Raw genomic sequence first — 20,607 nt, 5'->3', positions numbered from 1 at the left:
GCCTCCCTTGTGTCTTCAGCGCCGCTGACCAGGCCCGTTCCTGTGTGGCGCTGCCTGGAGTACGGCATCGCCCGGGGGCCAGTCGTTCGTCGCGGAGCCTTGGTCCGTGCTTACCGGGTAAATCATCGCTTTACGGACATAATGGAGGTCAAGCTCTTCGGGGCGCCAGGAAGAGTGAGCCAGGGTGGTGTCCACCACGCACCCGCGACGCCTCTCCCCGGTGGTTTCGCCCGCCGTGTGGTCGACGAACGCCTTCTCGTCGACCAGAGGGCCGTGGCCGACGTTGATCAGCCGGGCCCCGGTTTCATGGCCGACAGCACCGCGCCGTCGACCATGCCCCGGGTGGCGTCCGTGCGGGCGGGAGCGCGCTGCGGAGGCGGCCAGGACGAGGGACGAGTGCGAGATGCCGGAGCGGGGCCCGTCGGCGCCAGCGGTCGAACAGATCGTCCGCGCCCGCCGACGCCTCCTCTGCCGCGCTGCTCCACCGCCAACATCGAGAAGGCGCCAGACGCGCGCCCCAGACCCTGCTGCGCCGTCTGTCCGACGACGAGCGGAAGGTGGAGTCCGTGATCGTGGTGGACCGGGTGTCGCCATGATGACGCTCCCCGCGGGTGCCCACCGGCTCGCCGGGTGCGGGGACATGCCGGGGCGTTACCGCCGTCGCGTGAGCCTGGGGAGGCGGGCGGCCGAGGTTCCCAGGCCGGTGGGGATGTCGAGGCGGCGGTGCGGACGCCCGGGGAGGTCGCGGCGCAGGTCGTCCTCCTTGTAGCGGTGGCAGCCCTGGTGCCAGGTGAGGATGCCCGACAGCCAGTTCTCCAGCTCGCGCACGTAGCCGTCCAGGATGCGGCGGGCGTCCGGACCCAGCTTGAAGTCGTCGTAGACGACGGGTAGTTCGTGCTGCGCGACATGCTGGAACTGACGCATCCGGGAGGTCATCAGGTCGTGGACGATGCCGAGGGCGGTCGGGTAATCGCAGTTGAAGAAGTTCTGGACGACCAGGACACCGTTGTGCACCTCGCCCTCGTACTCGATCTCCTTCTGGTAGGAGAAGACGTCGTTGAGGAGGCAGGCGTAGTCGGCGGCGGCGTTCTCCAGGGAGCGCAGCGGGCCGCTGCGGTAGACCTCGGGTGGGACCTGCTGCCCGTGGCCCAGCCGGCACAGGCTCATGGTGAGGTCGGAGCCGAAGGTCATCCGGCGCATCTCGATGTAATCGACGGGGTCGGGGATACGGTTCTGGGCCTGGTTGGCCAGTTCCCACAGCCAGCTGGAGGTCATGTCCTCGATGGCCGTACGGAAGGTGCGGCGGGCCTGCGGGGTCATCGGGCCGGCGGTGCGGGCCCAGAGGTCGGCCAAGCCGCGCTCCAGCGCGTTGGCGGGGGCGGGCGGCACCGAGCCGTCCACCGGCATGAAGGACGAGAGCCGCTGGTTGGCGGCCTTCGCCCCGGCCAGGTCCCGGGTGCGGCCGAAGACGACGGGGAAGTAATCGTCCCCGTACGTGCCCCAGGTCAGCCAGCCGGAGGTGATGTCGAGCTGCTCGGGAGTGGCGTCGGGGTGGATACCGGCCGCGCACAGGGGGAAGTCGAAACCGGCGAGCTTGCGCTCGGTCCAGATGTGCGAGCCGGGGATGCCGGGCTGGGCTTCGAGCATGCCCATGCGGCGCCCCCACTCGACCACGTTCCGCCGGGCGCCGTCCAGGTGCGGACTGAGCCGGGTGGTGAACGGCATGAAGAAATCGGGAAGTTGCGAGGGCCCCACGCGCTGATGCGGGACGTGGGTGAAGCTCCGCAGCCGCCCGGCCTCGGCCCGGCGGGTGGTCGTCAGCCCGATCCGCGCCGCCGACGTGCCCAGCCCGCTCGGCAGGAGCGAGAACCCGCCGAGTCCCGACGGGGCCGGGCGCCCCTCCGCTCCGCTCCCGTTCATGTAGCGGCTGGACCGCATGTGCCACTCGTGGCCGCCCGACTGCCAGTCCTGCAGCCCCTTGACGTAGGCGAGGACGGCCGCGCACTGGTCCGGGCTCAGGGCGGTCTCGGCGAAGAGCGGGGGGAGTTCGGTGAAGACGGTGTTCTCGAACTGCTGGAGGCGGGAGGTGAGCAGGTCGTTGACGGCGTCGGCGGCCTCCTGGGTGGCGCAGCCGAGGAAGGTCTCCAGAACCAGCACGCCGTTGCTGTTCTCTCCCTCCTCCTCGACCTCGCGCTGGTACGAGAAGAGGTCGTTCCGCAGGTGCACGGCGTCGGAGAAGCCGTCCCGCAGCACCTGCAACGGGCGTGACGCGGCCACCGGCGCGGGCACCTCGGCCCCGATCGCGTACTCGACGAGCCCCGCCGACCAGGGGGCACCGCCGACCTTGCGGCGCATCTCGATGTACTCGACAGGGTTGGGAATGCGGTGGGCATTGATGTTCGACAGCTCCCACAACGACTCGTTGAGGAGGTTCTCGGTGCTCTCCGCGAACCGCGCCCGCCAGTTGGCCGACATGCTCGGCACCGTACGGGCCCACAGGTCGGCCAGACCGGCCTCGACCGGGTTCGTCGGCTCGGGGACGGCCGCGGCCGGATCGGTCGGCATGAAGAGCGGCAGCCGGTCCAGGTACGCCTTGGCGCCCTCCCGGTCGTTCGTGTACTTGAATTCCTCAAGGAAGTGGTCGTCGAAGAAGAAGACCCACACGTACCAGTCGGTCACCAGGGAAAGGGCCGGGCCGGGCGCGTCGGGGTGGGTGTAGGCGCACAGCAGCGCGTAGTCGTGCGCGTCGAGGTCCCGCTCCTCCCAGACCCCCGAGCCTTCGAGCATGCCCATCTCCCGGGCCCACCGCTTCGAATGCTGCCGCGCCTCCTCCAGATGAGGGTTCAGGCGCGCGGGGTGCGGCATGTAGAAGTCCGGCAGTTCAAAAGGCTGTGTCACGGGTGCCCGGCCCTTTCCTGAATGCGAAGCGTGCGGTCAAGCCGTGTCCGGCGGATCACGCCGGGGCGGGTGCGGGGCGCGCGCGTGTCGCGTGGCCGGTCGCGCGGTTACCGGCGCCCCTCGGGGGCGCGCACCCTGACCCGCCTGGCACTGTCTAGTTCTCGTAGTGGCCGATCTCGACGTCTTCGAGGATGCCGAGCGCGTCCGGGACGAGTACTGCCGCGGAGTAGTACGTACTGACCAGGTAGGAGATGATCGCCTTCTCGTCGATGCCCATGAAACGGGCGTTGAGGCCGGGCTCGACCTCGTCGGGGATGCCCGTCTGGTGGAGGCCGACAACGCCCTGGTCCTCCTCGCCCGTGCGCAGGGCCAGGATGGAGCTGGTGCCCTCGGGGCTGACCGGGATCTTGTTGCAGGGCAGGATCGGGATGCCGCGCCAGGCCGGCACCTGGTGGCCCTCCAGCTCCACGCCCTGCGGGTAGAGCCCGCGCTTGTTGCACTCCCGGCCGAAGGCCGCGATCGCCTTCGGGTGAGCAAGCAGGAACTGGGTCTTGCGCCGCCGCGAGATCAGCTCGTCGAGGTCGTCGGGAGTGGGCGGGCCACTGTGCGTACGGATGCGCTGCTTCAGGTCCGCGTTGTGGAGGAGGCCGAAGTCACGGTTGTTGACCAGTTCGTGTTCCTGGCGCTCGCGCAGTGCCTCGACCGTGAGACGGAGCTGCTGCTCCACCTGGTTCATGGGGTCGTTGTAGAGGTCGGCGACGCGGCTGTGCACGCGGAGCACGGTCTGGGCAACGCTCAGCTCGTACTCGCGGGGGCTGAGCTCGTAGTCGACGAAGGTGCCCGGCAGGGTCCACTCGCCCTCGTGCCCGGAGGCCAGGTCGATGGCGGCCTCTCCCTGCTTGTTCTGCGGCGGGCGAGTGGCGGAGCGGAGTGCCTCCAGGTGCGTGCGCAGTCCTTCCGAGCGGCCCTGGACCTCCTCGAACGCCGCCCGCGACAGGCTCAGGACGGTGCACGTCGTCACCGCGCGCACCGTGAACTCCCACTCGGCGGCCGAGCCGGTCAGCAGCCCCTCGCCTACGTAGTCGCCGTCCGCGAGCACACCGAGGACGGTCGGGTCGCCGTACTTGCCGGTGCCCAGCTTGTTGCCCTTGCCGTGCGCGATGAGAACGACCTCGTCGGCCGGGCGGCCCGACTCCACGATGGTCTCGCCGGCGGCCACCTCCCGCTGCTCGAACCGCTCCGCCAGCGCGCCCAGGGCCTGCTCGTCCGTGAAGTCCCGCAGCGGCGGCAGCTCACGCAGCTCGGCGGGGATGACCCGGACGTCCGTGCCGGTGGCGACGAACTCGACCCGGCCGTCGCCGAGGGTGTGCGTGAGCCGGCGGTTCACCCGGTACGCACCTCCGGAGACCTGCACCCACGGCAGCAGGCGCAGCAGCCACCGCGAGGAGAGGCCCTGCATCTGCGGAGGAGTCTTGGTCGTACTGGCCAGATTCCGCGCGGCAGCGGTGGCCAGGCTCAGCTGAGGCTGTTGGCCGTCCTGGCCGGCAGGGGGCGGGTCGAGCGGCATAGACATGAAGGCGCCATCCATCCATGAGAGCGGGAGAGGGAACGACAGCGACGGCCGGTCGCAACTGTCGGGGCGCGGAAGTTGATCTTCGCCCGTACCGGACCCTAACACTCCGTTCTGGGGGTCAACGAGGGTCGTCAGATGGAGAGTTTTCGGTGGAAGCGACCTAATGTCCTTCTGTCGCAGGCCGGTTGCGGCAGTGCGGTCGGACCGGCCGAATGGGGACCTCAGGGCGCCACGCCCCCGGAGGGGCCGCCCGTCATCCCCCTCAAGGCTCGGCATCCGTCGATCCATGGGGCGGGCGCCAGCGCGGGGTTGAGGCTTCCTGGCTTGCTGCGCCGTCCCCAGCCCGGGAAGTGCAGCCCCCCGGCCCCCAGCACAGATGGGCCAGGGGAGATGTCGTCGGCGGGTTGGGACTCGGACACGCGACACGGGCAATACATCGGATCTCTATGTGTTGATGCTCTGGACAGCTTGTGCTGGTTGCCCTATTTTCGCGGGGTGAATTTCAGATCGCCGAGAGACTGAAAGGGATTGATCGGATGTTAAGGAAGTCAAGTCAGAAGTGGATCCAAGCTGTATGCGCTGTCGTGATGATCGCCGGCCTTGCCCTGACCGGCGGACCCGCCGGAGCAGACACCCGCGCCGACACGAGCGTCCAGGCATGGCCCGCCGGGGTCTACTTCCAGAACGAGGGCACTGTTCAGGGTTGGTCCAACTACCCGCAGAAGCCCCAGAAGCAAGGCGTCATACGCAACGTCTCCACCCCCGCCTACAAGGGTGGCAACGCCATCGAGGCCAAGCAGACCTACATCGATGAGGGCGGCGGCTACCACTCCGAGACCATTCAAGGCTCCACGCAGGCCGTCGGTCAGGACCGCTATTACGGCCAGGCCGTCTACCTTGCCCCCACCTGGCAGTTCCACAACCAGAATGTGACGTTCCAGCAGTGGTCGCCCGAGGACCCCGAGGGCCCCTGGGAGCTGATGTTCATCCAGAATGACGACCTGCGCATCGGCGGCTCCGGCGGCTTCAGCGCGAACGTCGCCAAGGTCACGGATCTGCGCGGCACCTGGATCCGGATCGTCACGCGCCTGAAGTTCGACGCGACCGACGGCGCCATCGAGATCTGGGTCAACGGCGTGAAGGCGTACAGCAAGACCGGGGTCCCCGTGCTGCCCAAGACGTCCAACACGGTCCGCTGGTCCTCTGGCATCTACTGCACCGGTTGGCGCGAGAATCTCCCCGCCGGGCCCCGGGAGCTCTCCGTCTTCCACGACCAGGCACGCATCGCGAACTCGTACAGCCTGGCGGAACCCGCCAACTGGTGATGTCACGGACGCCCACCGTGCCTCCGCTTCGTCGGCCTCCTGCGGTGCGAGTGGGCCGGTGCGTGTGGCCGTGACGCGGTACGCAGATTGTTCCTCCATTTCGCATGGCGGGAACGTCATTGACGAACTGACCACCGACCACCGCGAGGTCGATCATCTCTTCGGGGAGATGCAGGGGGCCGCTGCGGGAAGCTCGGAGCGGAAACGGCCACTGGATCAGGTGACCATCGAATTGGTCCGGCATTCAGTGGCCGAGGAGGAGTGCCTCTATGCCGCGGTACGCCGCTATCTGGCGGGCGGCGACGCCATCGCCGACAAGGAGATCGCCGACCACTCCCGGGTCGAGCATCTGCTCAAGGAATTGGAGGGGCGCGACGCAGACGCCCCCGACTTCGACGACCTCGTGCTTAAGCTGAAGACAGAGGTGACGAGCCACGTCCACGACGAGGAAACGAACCTCTTCGTCCAGATGCGCCAGGCATGTGGCAAAGAGGACCTGGACGATCTCGGGAACAAGGTGCGCAGCGCGAAGAAGACCGCGCCCACCAGGCCGCATCCCGGCGCGCCGGACAGCCCCAGGAACGGGCCCGCTCCGGGGAGGCGGAGTCCGCGAGCAGGAGCTCGACCCAGGACACGAAGTCCGCGCCCCAGCGGGGCGGAGAGCGTTCGCACAGTGGCCCCCAAGCCCCGACCCGCGACCAGCTCTACAACGAGGCCAAGCAGCGGGGCGTCGAGGGCCGCTCGCACATGACCAAGGCGCAGCTGGCCAAGGCCCTGGGCCGCTGACCGCCCGGCACCGCCCCTCCGCAGGAGCGGGACGGGGCGTGCGCCGTGAGGCGGGACAAGCGATGACCATCGCACGAGAGATCGTGACACCGGGCACTGAGTGTCGCCCGCGCGCTGCCGGGCCCCGCGCCGGTGACCTGCTGGAAGCGCTGTCCACGGAATGAGTGGCCGCGGTGCCCGGACGCCTTCGCCACCCCCGTTACCAGGGTCGCGCCTACAACCCCCGCGAGCTGCTGCCCCGCCATAGGCGGCGCGGAGACTTCTCCGGCTACCGCGATGTCATCGACGCGCTGGAGCGTGTCACGTACCAGCTCGGCTCCCTCACCCTCAGCCTCCATCAGTGGCGACAGAAGGAAGGGGGCGACGAGTGCGACGGCTTTCTGCGTGACTACGCCGACCTGCTCGAAGCGCTCGTCCAGTTCATCCGGCCTTTCCGTGAGATCGACGAGAACCGGTTGTCCCGCCAGGCCGAGGAGCTGTGCGAAGTGCCGGCGAGTGACTGCTGCTGGACGTCACGCGACGGCGGGGCAGACGCGGCACTCGGGTGACCGTGGCTCCGTTGGGTGGAGTGAGGTGGCCGCACCGGGTATTCGACAAGACATGATCAAGCGCGTGTTGTGGCAGGGGCTGCTGGCCGGCACGGCCGGAGGGGTGGTGATGACCTGCGGCGAGAAGGTGGAGCAGGCCATCACCGGCCGTCCCGACTCGCACGTTCCCGGTCGTGTCCTCGTACGCCTGATGGGGATGGCTGAGCGTCCCGGCAAGCAGCCGCCGACAGCGAACTGGGCCATGCATATCGGCCAGGCCGCCCTGCTCGGCGTTCTGCGGTCGGTGATGGCCCACGTGGGGCTGCGTGGGCCGGTCGCCTCGGCGATGTTCGCTGTCGTCCGCCTCACCAATGACCAGATCCTGGAGAACGCCACGGGTGTCGGCGCTCCGCCCTCCACCTGGCCCCGGACGGAACTGGCCGCGGACGTGTTGCACAAGACCGTGTACGCCGTCGCCACCGGAGCCGTCGCCGACGCACTCGCCGCCCGGAGCGGCCCCGGCCCCGGACAACGCCACGCCGCGCTCCGCCCCGGCCGCCACGCCGATGTCGGGCCCCTGCCGCGCAAGGGCTCTTACGGACGGTGAGCGCCTGAGGGCGTGAGCTAATCGGCTTCGGCGGTTCCGGAGCCGCAAGTCGGTCATTCCTCCGGCTCGACCGGGTTGATGGTGGTCAGAACCGGCTGCTGACCGTCACCGTGGCGTCGGCCATCGCGTCAGCGGCGCTGTCGGTGGCGCTCCAGCGCCAAGGACTGGCCCCCTGAGCACGATGCCTCTCGTGTCGCGTCGCTGAGTGGCGCATCGCAGCGGTATTGATAGTTCTGTGCTGACGATCAGAACCGAGGAGGCGCCACGGCGATGTCTTCGTCGCTGAGTGACCGGGGCGCCAGGGGACGGCGGATGCTGGCCGGTTTGCTGGCCGAAAGCCACTTGATGCCGCTGGAAATGCTGCCCGCCAAGACGAGCGAGTACGCGGCGCTTGCCGGTCTCACCGAGGTGGTGATCTATCTGCGCGATCTGCAGGGCAACATCCTGCGCAGGCTCTCCGGCGCCGGGCTCACCGCGCCCCCCGCGGTGGACGCCCCTGAGGAACTGGCGATCGAAGGGACCACGGCCGGGCGGGCGTATCAGCTGGGGAAGATCACCGCCGACGACATGCCGTACGAAGACCTCCGGCGGTGGGTACCGCTGCTGGACGGCACCGAGCGGGTCGGTGTGATGCGGGTGACCGTGGACACCGACGACGCGCGGGTCAGGGAGGACATGGAGGCGCTGGCCGCGCTGCTGGCCCTGCTGATCGTCCGCAAGGCGGAGACCAGCGACACCTACGCGCGCCTGACGCGTACCAAGGCGATGGGGATCGCCGCCGAGATGCAGTGGAACCTGATGCCGGAGCGCACATTCGTGGACGGCAGGGTGGCGATCTCCGGCGTCCTGGAACCCGCTTACCAGGTCAGCGGGGACGCCTATGAGTACGCCACCGACGGACCATGGGTACATCTGGCGATCTTCGATGCCATGGGACACGACACGGCCGCCGGTCTGGCCACGGCCCTGGCGATGGGTGCCTGCCGCAACGCACGCAGACAAGGAGCCGGGCTGGTGGAGATCGGGCGGGCCGTGGACGACGCACTGCTCGACCAGTCCCCGCAAGCCCGCTACGTCACCGGTGTGCTGTGCTGCCTGGACACTCGCACCGGCGATCTGTCCTGGATCAACCGCGGACACCCGCCGCCGATCGTCATCCGCAGGGAGGCCGGCGGTCCGGCCTGTCTGGACTGTCCGCCCGCGCCTCCCATGGGGATCGGTCTGGGGCCCGAGGCCACCGTGTGCCATGAACAGCTGGAGCCCGGGGACCGTATCGTCCTCTACACCGACGGCATCACCGAAGCGCGCCGCCCCGGCGAGGAGGAATTCGGGATCGACCGCTTCACAGCCCTGCTCACCCGCCACCACGCAGCGGGCCTGCCGGTGCCCGAGACCCTGCGCCGGGTGATCCACACCGTCCTGGACCATCACGGCGGGGAACTGAAGGACGACGCCACCATCCTGTTCTGCGAATGGTTCAGCGCCATCCCCACGCCCAGTGGACAGGCCGCCAGACTGGCGGGAATCCCCCAGCGCCCCGATTAGCGTGGCGAGAGCCGGGTACTTGCCCGGCTCGGAATGGGGCGGCCCGGGCAACGGGAACGGCCGTGCGTCGGAAGGAGAACACCATGCCGACGACCGATGCCCTCGAGGAATATCGGCGCAAGCGCGACTTCGGGAAGTCAGCGGAACCCAAGGGCGGCGGGAGCCGCGGCGGCCGTCCGGGGCGGCGGGCCTCCTTCGTCGTCCAGATCCATGACGCGACCACCACGCACTTCGACTTCCGGCTCGAAGTGGACGGCGTTCTCAAGTCGTGGGCGGTCCCCAAGGGGCCCTCCGGCAATCCGCACGACAAACGGCTCGCCATGCCCACCGAGGACCATCCGCTCGAGTACGCGGACTTCGAGGGCACGATCGCAGAAGGCGAGTACGGAGCGGGCACCGTCATTCTGTGGGACGAGGGGACGTACCGCAGCACGTCGACCGATCGCCGGGGCAACGAGATCCCCTTCGCAGAGGCCCTGGAACGCGGTCATGCCTCGTTCCGGCTGCACGGCCACAAGCTCCATGGCGGGTACGCGCTCACCCGCATCCGCCAGGGCACGGACCGGGAGGCATGGCTGCTGGTGAAGAAGGACGACACCCGCGGCTCCCGGCACAGCACCCCCGATCCGGAGAGGGCCCGTTCCGTACGCACCCGGCGCACGCTTCGCCAGGTGGCGGCAGCCGAGGCGGATGCCGGGTAGTCCGGTAGCTACGCACGTGAGGGCGCGGACGTCGCCATCGTCTACCCTGCCCTACGAGCAGCCCGACGCCGAAGAAACGCGGCACGTCATGGAAGAACAGGGCCGCACATGCCTGCTGCTCCCGGGGGACCTGTGCGATCCCGACTTCTGCCGAGAGGTGGTCGAACGGACCGTTCAGCACTTCGGCGGCCTGAACGACTAGGCCGAGGTGCCTGAGGGTCAGGAAGGACTGGGCGGCGGTGACGAGGGTGACGTGGTGGTGCCGACCGCGCCAGGTACGGCCTTCGAAGTGGTCCAGGCCCAGGCCGCGTTCGAGTTCGCGGTAGTCGTGCTCGATGCCACGGCGGGCCGGGATCAGTGAGCGTGCGCCTGGCGGGTGCCGCGGTAGGCGACCGCCGCCAGCGTGATCACCGCCAGCACCGCGGCGCCGACCAGGATCGCGGGCGGGGAGAAGACCCCGCTGAACAGGGTGATGACATAGGGGGCGAGGAAGCCCAGGTAGGCCAGCGTCCAGAAGTACGAGGTCAGGCGCGCCAGCTGGTGCGGTGGCGCGAGGGCGGCGACCTCGGTCAGCCCGTAGGCGACGCACAGGCCGTAACCGGCGCCGAGTACGACCGAGGCGAGCAGGGCGACCACGGGCTGGGCCTGTGCCGCGGCGAGCGCGCAGATCAGCAGCCCGAGGGCGACGGCGACCAGTCCGATCGCACCCGTGGCGACCCGGTGCCGGGCGGCGAGTGACCGTGCGAACGGCGCCACGAGGATGCCCGCGCCCGGGGTGACGGCGGTGATCACACCGGCGTACACGGTCTCCCAGCCCTTCAGCTCGGCGTCGACCAGCCCGGGCAGCGTGGCGAACGCCACCGCCGGAGCGATGAACACCCACGGCGCCACCGGGGCGACCATCCGGCGGAACTCGCGCGCCGGATCCGTGTCGGAGTGGGTCGTGCCGGAGCGAGCCGTGCCGGAGTGGGCCGGGGAGGACTCGGGGGCGCGGGCGGCCAGCAGCGCGGCGACGGCAGAGAGGGCCAGATGCGGGATGTAGGCGGTGACCATGGGCTGCGGAGCCCACTGGGCGATCAGGGAAGCGGCCAGACCGCCGGTCGCGAAGCCCGCGGACAGGAACAGTCCGGAACGGCGGGCCGCCACTCCCGGGTTGGGCGCGGTGCCGTGCGGAGGAGAGGACAGATCCTTGATCCAGGCGCTGCCCGCCGCCAGCAGGGCGCCCGCGCCGATCCCGGTCAGAAAGCGCCCGGGCCACAGGAAGGCGGAGGCGCTGGGGCCGATCATCAGCAGGCAGGTGGCCAGTGCCGACGTGCCCAGCGCGAGGAAGACGACGGGCCGACGTCCCCGACGGTCGGCGAGCGGCCCGCCCAGCAGCAGACCGGGGATGAGCCCCAGCACGTAGAGGCCGAACAGGGCCGTCGTATCGGCCGTGGTCAGCCCCAGATCGTCGCGGTAGGCGCCCAGCAGGGCGGAGAACTGGTTGGCGCTCCAGCCGGAGGCCGTCATCACCCAGCCCGCCCTCAGCCAGTGCCGGGGCGCGGGCGTGGCGGCGTCCGGTGGCGGGGCTGGGGTGGGGGTCGCGGGCGGAGCGGTGGTGGCGGCGTGCTTGCTCATACCAGCCGTTGTACGGGCCGGGCGGCGCCCGGCGCAGCCTCCGTTCAGACATCGTGAATGCCGTCGTGACCACGCGCGAGGCGGTCGTATCGTGGCCGGTATGGATCTGCGCAAGCTGTCCTCGTTCCTGGCTGTGGTCGAGGAGGAGCACTACGGCCGGGCCGCCTCCCGGCTCTTCCTGTCACCGGCCGCCGTCACCCAGCATGTGCAGCATCTGGAGCGGGAATTCGGCACCCGGCTACTGGACCGCGGCAGCGGCCCCGTCGTGCCGACCGTCGCCGGGCGTCGGCTCGTCTCCCACGCCCGGACCCTGCTCGCCGCCGCGAACGCGGCCGTCGAGGACGTGACCGAGGCCGCCCTCGCCCCGCCGAGGGGCGTCGGCACCCTGCGGGTGGGCATCATGGGCCACGGCTCGGCCGAGGTCACCCCCGCCGCCGTCAGCGCCTTCCGTCGCGCCCGGCCCGAAGTGCCCGTGGAACTGGTCCAGTTGACGTTTACCGAGCACATCAGCGCGCTGCGCGAGGACCGGGTGGACGTGGCCTTCGTGCGGCCCGCCTTCGAGGCCGAGGGCATCGACGTGGACCTCATCACCGCGGAGCAGAGGATCGTGGCGGTCCCGGCCCGTTCCGCCCTCGCGGACGCCGCCGGAACCGGTGTCCGGCTGGCCGACGTCATCGACCTGCCCTACCTGCGGCTGCCGCCGCACACACCGCGCGACTTCACCGACTACCTGTATTTCGAGACCGCCGAACGCCGCGCACCCGATTACGCCCTCACGCCCCAGGACATCCTCACCAGCGTGGCGGCGGGCCGCGGCGCGGGCTCGGGGCTCGCCTCGTTCGCCCGCTACTACCGCTGGCCGGGCGCACGGTACGTACCGGTGCTGGACGCACCCCGCGCGCACAGTGTCCTCGCCACCCGCACCACCGACACCAACCCCGAAGTGCGGATCTTCCGCGCCCTGACCGTGGCGCTGGCCCGTGAGATGGGAACCGGGGCCGGGTAAGCCCCCATGCATTGACATGTTCACGACATCTTTCTATGGTCCAGGCCAACGAGCATGGAAGAGGTCATCGGATGGCACGCACCAGAACCGCCCTGCTCAGTGTTCTCGCCCTGCTGGCCGGACTGGTGAGCCTCCAGCTCACCGGACCAGCCCCACGCGCCACCGCAGCGCCGACTGCCTTCACCCACCCCGGAGTGCTGGTGAGCCGGGGCCAGCTCGACTACGCACGCGCCAAGGTGCAGGCTGGTCAGCAGCCCTGGAAGGCCGCGTACGACGACATGATGGACAGCTCCTACGCCTCACTGTCGCGCACCGCGAAGCCGCGCGCCGTCGTGGAGTGCGGATCGTCGTCCAACCCCAACTACGGCTGCACCGACGAGCGCCAGGACGCCATCGCGGCGTACACGGACGCGCTCGCCTGGTACTTCACCCGGGACAGCAGATACGCCAAGAAGGCGATCGAGATCATGGACGCCTGGTCCGCCACCATCACCGATCACACCAACACCAACGCCCCGCTGCAGACCGGCTGGGCCGGCTCCACCTGGCCACGGGCCGCCGAGATCATCAAGTACACCTACGACGGCGGCTGGTCGAACTCCAGCCGCTTCGCGACCATGCTGCGCACCGTGTACCTCCCCGAGGTGATCAGCGGCGCCGAGACCAAGAACGGCAACTGGCAACTGGTCATGACCGAGGCGGCGATCGGCATCTCCGTCTTCATCGAGGACCGCGCCAGCTACGACAAGGCCGTGAACACCTACCTCGCCCGCGTCCCGGCGTACGTCTACCTGACCGGCGACGGCGATCTGCCCAAGCCGCCCGCGAACAGCAGCATCGACACCAAGGCCGAGATCATCAAGTACTGGCAGAACCAGAGCACCTTCACCGACGGCCTCTCCCAGGAGACCTGCCGCGACTTCGGGCACACCGGCTGGGGCATCGCCTCCATCGCGGACATCGCCGAGACCAGCCGCATCCAGGGCCAGGATCTCTACCCGAAGATCCAGGAGCGGCTGCGCCAGGCACTGGGCTTCCACACCTCCTACGAGAACGGCGCCACCGTGCCGTCCTGGCTGTGCGCGGGCTCGGTCAAGAAGGGCCTCGACGAGGTCACCGAGGTCGGCTTCAACGCCCTCCACAACCGCCTCGGCATCGCCATGTCCAACACCCAGAAGTACACCGAGGCACACCGCCCGTCCGGTACGGACAACTACTTCAACGCCTGGACGACCCTCACCCACGCCGACAACCCGTCCTGACCGTCATCAGCCGTCGAGGGGGAAGTGGCACAGGCCCTCGTGCGGCTCCTGCCCGGTGTGCGCCGCGGGTGCGCGGGTGACGGCCGCCGGAGCCGTCTCCGCACACCGGTCCTCGCTCTTCCAGCAGCGGGTACGGAACCGGCAGCCCGAGGGGATGCCGTACGGGGAGGGGATCTCACCGCGCAGCGGAATCTCCTCCCCGTCCGCCGCCCCGGACACATCGAGCCGGGGAGCGGAGGACATCAGTGCGGCGGTGTAGGGATGCAGCGGCCGGTCGAAGACGTCGTCGGCGAGGCCGTGTTCGATGACCTTGCCCAGGTACATCACCGCCACCCGGTCGGAGACGTACCGGACCACGGACAGGTCGTGCGAGATGAACACGTAGGAAACACCGAGCCGGGTCCGCAACTCCGAGAGCACATTGAGCACTTGGGCCTGCACCGACAGGTCCAGCGCGGACACCGGCTCGTCGCACACGATGAGGTCGGGTTCGAGGGCCAGGGCGCGGGCGATGCCGATGCGCTGCCGCTGCCCGCCGGAGAACTCGTTCGGGTAGCGGTGGGCGTCGCTCTCCCGCAGTCCCACGAGGGACAGCAGCTCCCGGACCCGGCGGTCCCGCTCCCGCGCCGTGGGCACGATGTCGCGGTGGGTGCGCCACGGCTCGCCGATGAGGTCGGCCGCGGACATCCGGGCGTTGAGCGAGGCGAAGGGGTCCTGGAACACCATCTGTACCCGGCGCCGCCACGCCAGCAGGTCCTTGCCCTTCAGGGTGAACGGGTCGGTGCCGTCGAAGCGCACCGTTCCCGCGTCCGGCCGCTCCAGCCCCAGCACCACCCTGGCCAGGGTCGACTTCCCGCATCCGGACTCGCCCACCAGGCCGAGGGTCTCGCCGCGCCCGACCCGGAGGTCGACTCCGTCCACCGCGGTCAGACGGCGGCGTCCGTGGCCGAACGACTTCGTCACGCCCTGGACGTCGAGCAGAGGTGTTCCCTCGGGCAGAGGTGTTCCGGGGGTCTCAGACACGGTCCAGCTCCTCGGGGAAGTGGCAAGCCGCCAGCCGTGCGGCGCCGACCAGCTCCAGGGGAGGGCGTTCGCGGGCACAGCGCTCAGCGGCCAGCGGACACCGGGCCTGGAAGACACAGCCGGACGGCACCGCGCTCAGCTCGGGCGGGCTGCCGGGGACGGCGGGCAGCGGGTGGCCCCGGACGGCGTGTTCGGGAACGGAGTCGAGGAGCGCCTTGGTGTAGGGATGGCGGGGGCGGGCGAAGACCTCCCGTACCGGGCCGGTCTCCACGACGTTGCCCGCGTACATGACTACGACGTCGTCCGCGTGCCGGGCGACCACCGCCAGGTCGTGGGTGATGAGCACGAGCGCCATGTCCCGTTCGGTCTGCAGGTCCCGCAGCAGCCGCATGATCTGCGCCTGCACGGTGACGTCGAGCGCGGTCGTGGGCTCGTCGGCGATCAGCACATCGGGGTCCAGGGCGACGGCCATCGCGATCAGCAGACGCTGGCGCATGCCGCCGGAGAACTGGTGCGGATACGAGCGGGCCCGCAGCCGGGGCTCGGGGATGCCGACGCGGGTCATCAGCTCCACCGCCTTCTCCGCGGCCTGACGCCGTGACATCCCGCGATGGATGCGGAACGGCTCGGCGAGTTGCCGCCCGACCGGCTGCACGGGGTTGAGCGCGGCCAGCGCGTCCTGGAAGACGATGGACAGCACGGGCCCGGCCAGCTTTCTGCGCTCGGCCCGGCTCGCCCGCGTCACATCGGTGCCGCACACCCGCACGGCCCCGCCCGTCACCTCGGCCACCGGGTCGAGCAGCCCGGCGATGGACAGCGCGGTCATCGACTTCCCGCAGCCGGACTCGCCCAGCAGGGCCAGGGTGCGCCCCTTGTACACACCGAAGCTGACGCCGTCCACGGCGCGGACCGTGCCGGAGGGGGTGTGCAGATCGACGCGGAGCCCCTCGACCTCCAGCGCGGGACGGCCGGTCGCGGCGGGCAGCGGCGGGGCAGATGGCTTCACGCGATCATCTCCGGGGGAACGGCGGTCCGCTCGCCGCGCCGTTTGCGGGACAGCGTCAGCCGCCAGCGCTGGCCGGGGTCGGTGGCCAGGCGCACCCAGGCGGCGAGCACCGCGGCGGACACCGTGGTGAGCATGATGGCGAGGCCCGGCAGCACGGCGATCCACCAGGCGCTGCGCAGGTACTGGCGGCCCTGGGCCACCATCAGCCCCCAGCTCACGTCGGGCGGCTGGATGCCGATGCCGAGGAAGCTCAGCGACGACTCGGTCAGCATGACGAAGCAGAAGTCGAGGGTGGCCACGGTCAGCAGCGTCGGCAGCGCGATCGGCAGCAGGTGCCGGGCGATGATGGCCGTGCTGCGCGTACCGAAGGTCCGGGCCGCGTCGACGAACAGACGGCTTCGCAGCTCGGCCGCCTCCGCGCGGGCGGTGCGCAGGTAGACGGGGATGCGCGCGATGGCCAGGATCAGCACGATGTTCATCGCGCTGGGTGCGAACACGTACAGCACGACCACCGCGATCAGCAGTGATGGGAAGCTGAGGATGACATCGGCGACGCGCATCGCGACGCTCTCGCGCACCCCTCCGTGGTATCCGGCCCACAGCCCCAGGGCGGAGCCGATCAGCAGCGAGCACAGCACCGCGGGCACCGCGATGGACAGCGTCGTCCCGGCGGCGTCGATCAGCCGGGCCAGCACGCTGCGCCCCAGGACGTCCGTGCCGAGCAGCCCGGAGAGGCCGTGATCGAGGGAGGGCGGCCGCAGCGAGGCGCGCAGATCCTGCCGTACCGCCCGGTCGCCGAGAAAGAGCTGCCCGGACAGTGCGACGAGGAACACCAGGGCCAGGATGACGGCCGCGGCGGCCGCGCCCCGGTCCCTGCCGAGCAGCCGCCACCAGCGGGGCGGACGGGAAGGCGGCGTAGTGGCCGAAACGGAGCGTGAACGGCCGTCGGACGCGGGCATGGTGGCTCCTTCGCTCACGCCGGTACCGCCTGGCGCACTCGGGGGTCGATCAGCGCGTGGCAGACGTCGACGAGGATGTTCAGCGCGAAGATCGTCACGGCGGTGAGCAGGACGGCGGCCTGCAACACCGCGAAGTCGCGCTGCAGAATCGAGTCGATCATGAGCTTGCCGATCCCGGGCCAGCCGAAGATCGTCTCCACCACCACCGCGCCGTTGACGAGGCCGACGGCGAGATCGCCCGCGACGGTCAGGACGGGGGTTACGGCGTTGCGCAGGGCGTGTCCGAACACCACCCGCATGGCATCGGCCCCCTTGCTGCGGGCCACCTTGACGTACGGCGCCGACAGCGCGCCGACCATGCTGCCGCGGACCACCTGGACGAGCACCCCGAACGGGCGGATCAGCAGCGTGGCGAGCGGCAGCACCCACACCTCGGGACCGCCCAGGGTGCCGGAGGTCGGCAGCCAGCCGAGCCCCACGCCGAAGACCAGCACACCCATGATCGCGAACCAGAAGTCGGGAATGCTGGCCGCCGTCATCGACAGCACACTGGCGAGCCGGTCGAGCGCCGAGCCCGGCCGGTAGGCGGCGAGGCTTCCGACCAGCAGGGCGCCGAGCACCGCCAGCAGCATGGTCATGCCCGCGAGCTGCAGGGTGACGGGAAAGGCCTCCAGCACCATCGCGTCGGCGGGCTCCCCGGTGCGCAGCGATTCGCCGAAGTCGAGCCGCGCCGCGTTGCTGAGGTAGTCCCACAGCTGTACGGGGACCGAGTCGTCGAAGCCGTGGGCGGCGGAGAACTCCGCGCGCTGCTGGTCGGTAGCGCTCAGCGGGAGGTAGAGGTCGACGGGGTTACCGGTCAGCCGGGCCAGGCAGAACACGCCCAGCACCACGAACACCAGGGGGATCGCGCTGGAGATGACGCGCTTGCGCAGAAAGGTCGCCATGTCAGTGGTTCCCCGCCTTCACGGGCCGGACCTCGGCCAGCCGCATCTCGTCCCCGGTGGCGGAGTCCGGGCGGTACCGCACCGAGCGCGACAGCCCGAGCAGCCCGCGCATATGGGCCAGGTACGCGTACTGTGCGACGCTCTCGTTCTGGTAGGCGAGCACATCGGCGAAGGCCTTCTGCCGGGCCCTGCCGGACAGCGCGTTCGCCGCGGCGATACGGCGATCCAGCCGCGGGGTGCCGAAGGTGGACTGGGGGCCGTCGCTCAGCAGGTACTGACTGGTCGTGAAGGCCGCGTCCCCGGCCTGGTTGCCGTGCATGATGAGCAGCGCGATCGGCCCGACGCCCCGGGGGAGCGGGCGCAGCTGGTACTGGAGGTGGGTGGCGGTGTCCGCCATCCGTATCCGTACGTTCAGCCCGATGCGCGCCATCTGGTACTGCAGCGCCTCGGCCACCTCCGCTATCCCGGCGAACTGGCCGTTGCGTGCGACGAGGGTGATCCGGCGGCGGACGGGGACACCGTCGGCGGCGGCCCGATCGACCAGCGCGCGGGCCTTCGCCACCTGGTACGGGGTGGTGGCGAGGCCGTCGTTGTGGCCCACCACGCCGGGCGGGACGAGTTGCGCGGCGGGGCGGGCGAGTCCCCCGAGCAGGGCGTCGGTGATGCCCGTGCGGTCGACGGCCATGCCGATCGCCTTGCGCACCCGGATGTCGTCCAGGGGCGCCTCGCGTCCGTCCAGCCGCAGGGCGGTCGTCTCGTTGTTGGGGTAGGCGACGGTGGTGTCCTTGGCCGCGTCCACGGGGTCCAGCGCCGTCGCGATGTCGGCCTCGCCCTTGTCGATCATGGCGGCGCGGACACTGGCGTCGCCGCGCCAGACATACCGGGCCCGGGGATAGGCGGGCGGCTTGCCCCAGTACCGGTCGTTGCGGGCCAGGGAGATCGAGACCCCGGTCTCCCATTTCCTGACGGCGTAGGGGCCGGTCCCGACCGGTATGCGCACCTTGGCTTCGGTGTCGGTGGTGCGCGGCACGATCTCGATGAAGCTGAGCCGCAGCGGGAGGATGGGGTCGGCCTTCCGGGTGGTGACGGTCAGCCGGGTGGGGCTGACGGCCCGTACGTCGAGCTTCTCGTCGCCGAAGACATAGCCGTCGACATTGCAGGCGAGGTCCGAGTTGACGGCCCGTTCGATGGAGAACGCGGCGTCCTCGGCGGTGAACGGCCGCCCGTTCTGGAAGGTCACGCCGGAGCGGATGCCGAAGGTCCACGTGGTGGGCTTCGTCTGCCGCCAGCCGGTGGCCAGCAGCGGTTCCAGTTTGCCGGAGGTGGGATCCCGTTCCACCAGCGGTTCGGTGACGTTCGAGCGGACGACGACTCCGGTCGCGGTCAGCGAGGACTCGCACGGCTCCAGTGTCGGGGGCTCCTGGGTGAGCACCACCCGCAGCGTGCCACCGCCCGCGCTCCCGGCGTCACCCGCGGCATCGCTGTTCGCCACGGCGCACGCGCTGGTCAGCAGCAGCGTCCCCGAGACCACAAGGGTGAGCACGGTGCGCCGCGCCCGGTCGGATCTCATCCTGGCCCCCGAGACTGTCTACATGTGCGTACTCGGTCTGCATTTATAAACGCCGAAGCTAAGGCGGAGGTGGCGAGGCGTCAAGAGATCTGACACAAGCGGAAGTTGAACCGGCGCGGTTGGATCAACCTGAGGTCAGGCCTCATCCGGGCGGCGGGCGGTGGTGGGCACCCCGGTGAACGCGGCGAGGAAGGGACTGTCGTGGGCCGTGGCGGCCTGGGCCTCCAGCCGCGACCGGAGTTCCTCGCGCCGGCCGGATTCCCGCTCCAGCGCGAGGCGCAGGGTGTCGTGCACGATGCCGCGCCACACCGGTTCGTTCGCGGAGAAGGAATACGGGGACGCCGCCACCTCCGCCGGACCCGGCGCGTACATCAGCACCCGCTCGGTGCGGACCACGTCGTACGACTCCTCCGCGAGCCCCGACGCTTCCAGGGGCGCGTGGACCCAGGTGAGGTTGGACGGCGGCGGGACGGCACGCTGCCGGGCGGTGTGCGCAGATGCGGATTCTTGTCCAGCCCGGTGAAGTCGGCGTCCGGGTGCTCGTGGGCCAGCCGGGTCACCTCGAGCCCGATGCCGCACCCGGCGTCCAGCAAGCGCGTCCCGGGGCGGATGCCGAGCGCCCGGCGCATCGCCCGGTGGATCGCCCGCACTCCCGGCAGTCGGTCGACTTCGTCCAGGAACCCGGTCAGCGCGGCCGAGCCCGCGAGCAGGGGGTCGCGGAACCCCTCGTGGAGGTCGGCCCTCGGAGCGTCGGTCATGGCTGGTCCTCGCGGCCTCGGTGAAGAAGCGCGGACGGGTGGAGCCGTTCGCTCCCGAGGTAGCGCCCGCAGCCGGGAGGTGACCTGCGCCGAGGTCCGTGTGTGAAGGGGGTGTGAGCGGCGGACCCTGCCTGCTCGGCGGGGCGGCCAATGACCTTAGACTGCCCACGTCTTCAAGTCGATCAGGAGCACCACATGCAACGCCGCCTCGCCCCCGCCCTCGCACTCGTGGCCGTGACCGCCCTCGCACTCACCGGGTGCGCACAGGACTTCGAGAAAGGCCCGGAGGGGAAGGTCACCGAGAAGGTGAAGGACGGGAAGAAGTTCTATCTGGTCGTCGATCCCGCCAAGGGGGGCGAGGAGAAGAAGTTCCGCGTCAGCAAGTACGACTACCACGACTGCAACCGGGGCTCGAACTACCCCAAGTGCGTCGACGGTTAGACCTACTCGAAGCGCGCGGTGTCGCCCGCCCCCCGTCGCACGATCTGGGCTTCGCCATC

Annotated in this window: 19 protein-coding genes and 2 pseudogenes; 10 read left to right on the top strand and 11 right to left on the bottom strand. The window is 70.2% G+C overall.

The features are described from left to right. Positions 1 to 651: 651 nt before the first annotated feature. Both ACZ6CL_RS33015 and ACZ6CL_RS33010 read right to left on the bottom strand, forming a co-directional pair. Complete coding sequence (locus ACZ6CL_RS33015; RefSeq protein ID WP_468942589.1) at positions 652 to 2,898, bottom strand: family 2 encapsulin nanocompartment cargo protein terpene cyclase; 2,247 nt, start codon at positions 2,896 to 2,898, stop codon at positions 652 to 654. A gap of 154 nt (positions 2,899 to 3,052) precedes the next feature. Then, on the bottom strand, positions 3,053 to 4,465 hold the full coding sequence (locus ACZ6CL_RS33010) for a family 2B encapsulin nanocompartment shell protein (protein WP_468942755.1): 1,413 nt from the start codon (positions 4,463 to 4,465) through the stop codon (positions 3,053 to 3,055). Between the two features lie 593 nt (positions 4,466 to 5,058). On the opposite strand from ACZ6CL_RS33010, the gene ACZ6CL_RS33005 reads away from it, so the two are divergent. From ACZ6CL_RS33005 to ACZ6CL_RS32975, 7 genes and pseudogenes are all read left to right on the top strand, one after another. Continuing rightward, on the top strand, positions 5,059 to 5,796 hold the full coding sequence (locus ACZ6CL_RS33005) for a heparin lyase I family protein (RefSeq protein ID WP_468942586.1): 738 nt from the start codon (positions 5,059 to 5,061) through the stop codon (positions 5,794 to 5,796). A gap of 169 nt (positions 5,797 to 5,965) precedes the next feature. Beyond that, positions 5,966 to 6,199: pseudogene (locus ACZ6CL_RS33000) on the top strand (hemerythrin domain-containing protein); the annotation flags it as partial. 77 nt (positions 6,200 to 6,276) lie between these two features. Then, positions 6,277 to 6,582 (top strand): plasmid stabilization protein, encoded by a 306-nt coding sequence (locus ACZ6CL_RS32995; RefSeq protein WP_468942584.1) that lies wholly within the window; start codon positions 6,277 to 6,279, stop codon positions 6,580 to 6,582. Between the two features lie 173 nt (positions 6,583 to 6,755). Next, complete coding sequence (locus tag ACZ6CL_RS32990) at positions 6,756 to 7,130, top strand: hypothetical protein (protein ID WP_468942582.1); 375 nt, start codon at positions 6,756 to 6,758, stop codon at positions 7,128 to 7,130. A gap of 52 nt (positions 7,131 to 7,182) precedes the next feature. After that, a complete protein-coding gene (locus tag ACZ6CL_RS32985; protein WP_468942579.1) occupies positions 7,183 to 7,716 on the top strand; it encodes a hypothetical protein in 534 nt (177 codons plus the stop codon). Between the two features lie 270 nt (positions 7,717 to 7,986). After that, the gene (locus tag ACZ6CL_RS32980; protein ID WP_468942576.1) at positions 7,987 to 9,261 is read left to right on the top strand and encodes a PP2C family protein-serine/threonine phosphatase; all 1,275 of its coding nucleotides are present in this window, start codon (positions 7,987 to 7,989) and stop codon (positions 9,259 to 9,261) included. 83 nt (positions 9,262 to 9,344) lie between these two features. Next, a complete protein-coding gene (locus ACZ6CL_RS32975) occupies positions 9,345 to 9,962 on the top strand; it encodes a DNA polymerase ligase N-terminal domain-containing protein (protein WP_468942573.1) in 618 nt (205 codons plus the stop codon). A 205-nt stretch (positions 9,963 to 10,167) separates the two neighbouring features. Here the strand turns inward: ACZ6CL_RS32975 and ACZ6CL_RS32970 are convergent. Together ACZ6CL_RS32970 and ACZ6CL_RS32965 are read right to left on the bottom strand one after the other, a co-directional pair. Continuing rightward, a pseudogene (locus ACZ6CL_RS32970) lies at positions 10,168 to 10,308 on the bottom strand (IS701 family transposase); the annotation flags it as partial. An 8-nt stretch (positions 10,309 to 10,316) separates the two neighbouring features. Further along, on the bottom strand, positions 10,317 to 11,579 hold the full coding sequence (locus ACZ6CL_RS32965) for an MFS transporter (protein ID WP_468942570.1): 1,263 nt from the start codon (positions 11,577 to 11,579) through the stop codon (positions 10,317 to 10,319). 100 nt (positions 11,580 to 11,679) lie between these two features. On the opposite strand from ACZ6CL_RS32965, the gene ACZ6CL_RS32960 reads away from it, so the two are divergent. Together ACZ6CL_RS32960 and ACZ6CL_RS32955 are read left to right on the top strand one after the other, a co-directional pair. Beyond that, positions 11,680 to 12,585 (top strand): LysR family transcriptional regulator, encoded by a 906-nt coding sequence (locus ACZ6CL_RS32960; RefSeq protein ID WP_468942568.1) that lies wholly within the window; start codon positions 11,680 to 11,682, stop codon positions 12,583 to 12,585. Between the two features lie 71 nt (positions 12,586 to 12,656). Beyond that, positions 12,657 to 13,847: an alginate lyase family protein gene (locus ACZ6CL_RS32955; RefSeq protein WP_468942566.1), complete on the top strand. Its 1,191-nt coding sequence runs from the start codon at positions 12,657 to 12,659 to the stop codon at positions 13,845 to 13,847. Positions 13,848 to 13,853: 6 nt separating this feature from the next. Here ACZ6CL_RS32955 and ACZ6CL_RS32950 read toward each other — a convergent pair whose 3' ends face one another. From ACZ6CL_RS32950 to ACZ6CL_RS32920, 7 genes are all read right to left on the bottom strand, one after another. Next, a complete protein-coding gene (locus tag ACZ6CL_RS32950) occupies positions 13,854 to 14,870 on the bottom strand; it encodes an ABC transporter ATP-binding protein (RefSeq protein WP_468942564.1) in 1,017 nt (338 codons plus the stop codon). Continuing rightward, entirely contained in the window at positions 14,863 to 15,876 is a 1,014-nt protein-coding gene (locus ACZ6CL_RS32945) for an ABC transporter ATP-binding protein (RefSeq protein WP_468942561.1), read from the bottom strand. Before ACZ6CL_RS32945 ends, ACZ6CL_RS32950 begins: the two co-directional genes overlap by 8 nt. Next, on the bottom strand, positions 15,873 to 16,835 hold the full coding sequence (locus ACZ6CL_RS32940) for an ABC transporter permease (protein WP_468942559.1): 963 nt from the start codon (positions 16,833 to 16,835) through the stop codon (positions 15,873 to 15,875). Before ACZ6CL_RS32940 ends, ACZ6CL_RS32945 begins: the two co-directional genes overlap by 4 nt. Positions 16,836 to 16,849: 14 nt before the next feature. Then, the gene (locus ACZ6CL_RS32935) at positions 16,850 to 17,779 is read right to left on the bottom strand and encodes an ABC transporter permease (protein ID WP_468942558.1); all 930 of its coding nucleotides are present in this window, start codon (positions 17,777 to 17,779) and stop codon (positions 16,850 to 16,852) included. A 1-nt stretch (position 17,780) separates the two neighbouring features. After that, positions 17,781 to 19,349, bottom strand: coding sequence for an ABC transporter substrate-binding protein (locus ACZ6CL_RS32930; protein ID WP_468942556.1), 1,569 nt, complete (start codon positions 19,347 to 19,349; stop codon positions 17,781 to 17,783). A gap of 135 nt (positions 19,350 to 19,484) precedes the next feature. Beyond that, positions 19,485 to 19,745 carry a hypothetical protein gene (locus ACZ6CL_RS32925; protein ID WP_468942554.1) on the bottom strand — a complete coding sequence of 87 codons (261 nt, stop codon included), beginning with the start codon at positions 19,743 to 19,745 and terminating at the stop codon, positions 19,485 to 19,487. Next, the gene (locus tag ACZ6CL_RS32920) at positions 19,721 to 20,107 is read right to left on the bottom strand and encodes a hypothetical protein (RefSeq protein ID WP_468942552.1); all 387 of its coding nucleotides are present in this window, start codon (positions 20,105 to 20,107) and stop codon (positions 19,721 to 19,723) included. The genes ACZ6CL_RS32925 and ACZ6CL_RS32920 overlap by 25 nt, the downstream gene beginning before the upstream one ends. Positions 20,108 to 20,302: 195 nt before the next feature. On the opposite strand from ACZ6CL_RS32920, the gene ACZ6CL_RS32915 reads away from it, so the two are divergent. Continuing rightward, positions 20,303 to 20,548: a hypothetical protein gene (locus ACZ6CL_RS32915; protein ID WP_468942550.1), complete on the top strand. Its 246-nt coding sequence runs from the start codon at positions 20,303 to 20,305 to the stop codon at positions 20,546 to 20,548. The last annotated feature ends 59 nt before the right edge of the window (positions 20,549 to 20,607 follow it).

This window comes from Streptomyces sp. NPDC041200 (assembly GCF_055591805.1).
The sequence above is the reverse complement of the archived record's forward strand: the minus strand, read 5'-3'. Positions and strand labels throughout refer to the sequence as shown.

What these genes read in the sequence shown, in the direction of transcription:
- ACZ6CL_RS33010 (WP_468942755.1), bottom strand. Translation starts at nt 4,465, where the DNA reads ATGCCGCTCGACCCGCCCCCTGCCGGCCAGGACGGCCAACAGCCTCAG.
- ACZ6CL_RS33005 (WP_468942586.1), top strand. Translation starts at nt 5,059, where the DNA reads ATGATCGCCGGCCTTGCCCTGACCGGCGGACCCGCCGGAGCAGACACC.
- ACZ6CL_RS32995 (WP_468942584.1), top strand. Translation starts at nt 6,277, where the DNA reads ATGTGGCAAAGAGGACCTGGACGATCTCGGGAACAAGGTGCGCAGCGC.
- ACZ6CL_RS32985 (WP_468942579.1), top strand. Translation starts at nt 7,183, where the DNA reads ATGATCAAGCGCGTGTTGTGGCAGGGGCTGCTGGCCGGCACGGCCGGA.
- ACZ6CL_RS32980 (WP_468942576.1), top strand. Translation starts at nt 7,987, where the DNA reads ATGTCTTCGTCGCTGAGTGACCGGGGCGCCAGGGGACGGCGGATGCTG.
- ACZ6CL_RS32975 (WP_468942573.1), top strand. Translation starts at nt 9,345, where the DNA reads ATGCCGACGACCGATGCCCTCGAGGAATATCGGCGCAAGCGCGACTTC.
- ACZ6CL_RS32965 (WP_468942570.1), bottom strand. Translation starts at nt 11,579, where the DNA reads ATGAGCAAGCACGCCGCCACCACCGCTCCGCCCGCGACCCCCACCCCA.
- ACZ6CL_RS32960 (WP_468942568.1), top strand. Translation starts at nt 11,680, where the DNA reads ATGGATCTGCGCAAGCTGTCCTCGTTCCTGGCTGTGGTCGAGGAGGAG.
- ACZ6CL_RS32955 (WP_468942566.1), top strand. Translation starts at nt 12,657, where the DNA reads ATGGCACGCACCAGAACCGCCCTGCTCAGTGTTCTCGCCCTGCTGGCC.
- ACZ6CL_RS32940 (WP_468942559.1), bottom strand. Translation starts at nt 16,835, where the DNA reads ATGCCCGCGTCCGACGGCCGTTCACGCTCCGTTTCGGCCACTACGCCG.
- ACZ6CL_RS32935 (WP_468942558.1), bottom strand. Translation starts at nt 17,779, where the DNA reads ATGGCGACCTTTCTGCGCAAGCGCGTCATCTCCAGCGCGATCCCCCTG.
- ACZ6CL_RS32930 (WP_468942556.1), bottom strand. Translation starts at nt 19,349, where the DNA reads ATGAGATCCGACCGGGCGCGGCGCACCGTGCTCACCCTTGTGGTCTCG.
- ACZ6CL_RS32920 (WP_468942552.1), bottom strand. Translation starts at nt 20,107, where the DNA reads ATGACCGACGCTCCGAGGGCCGACCTCCACGAGGGGTTCCGCGACCCC.
- ACZ6CL_RS32915 (WP_468942550.1), top strand. Translation starts at nt 20,303, where the DNA reads ATGCAACGCCGCCTCGCCCCCGCCCTCGCACTCGTGGCCGTGACCGCC.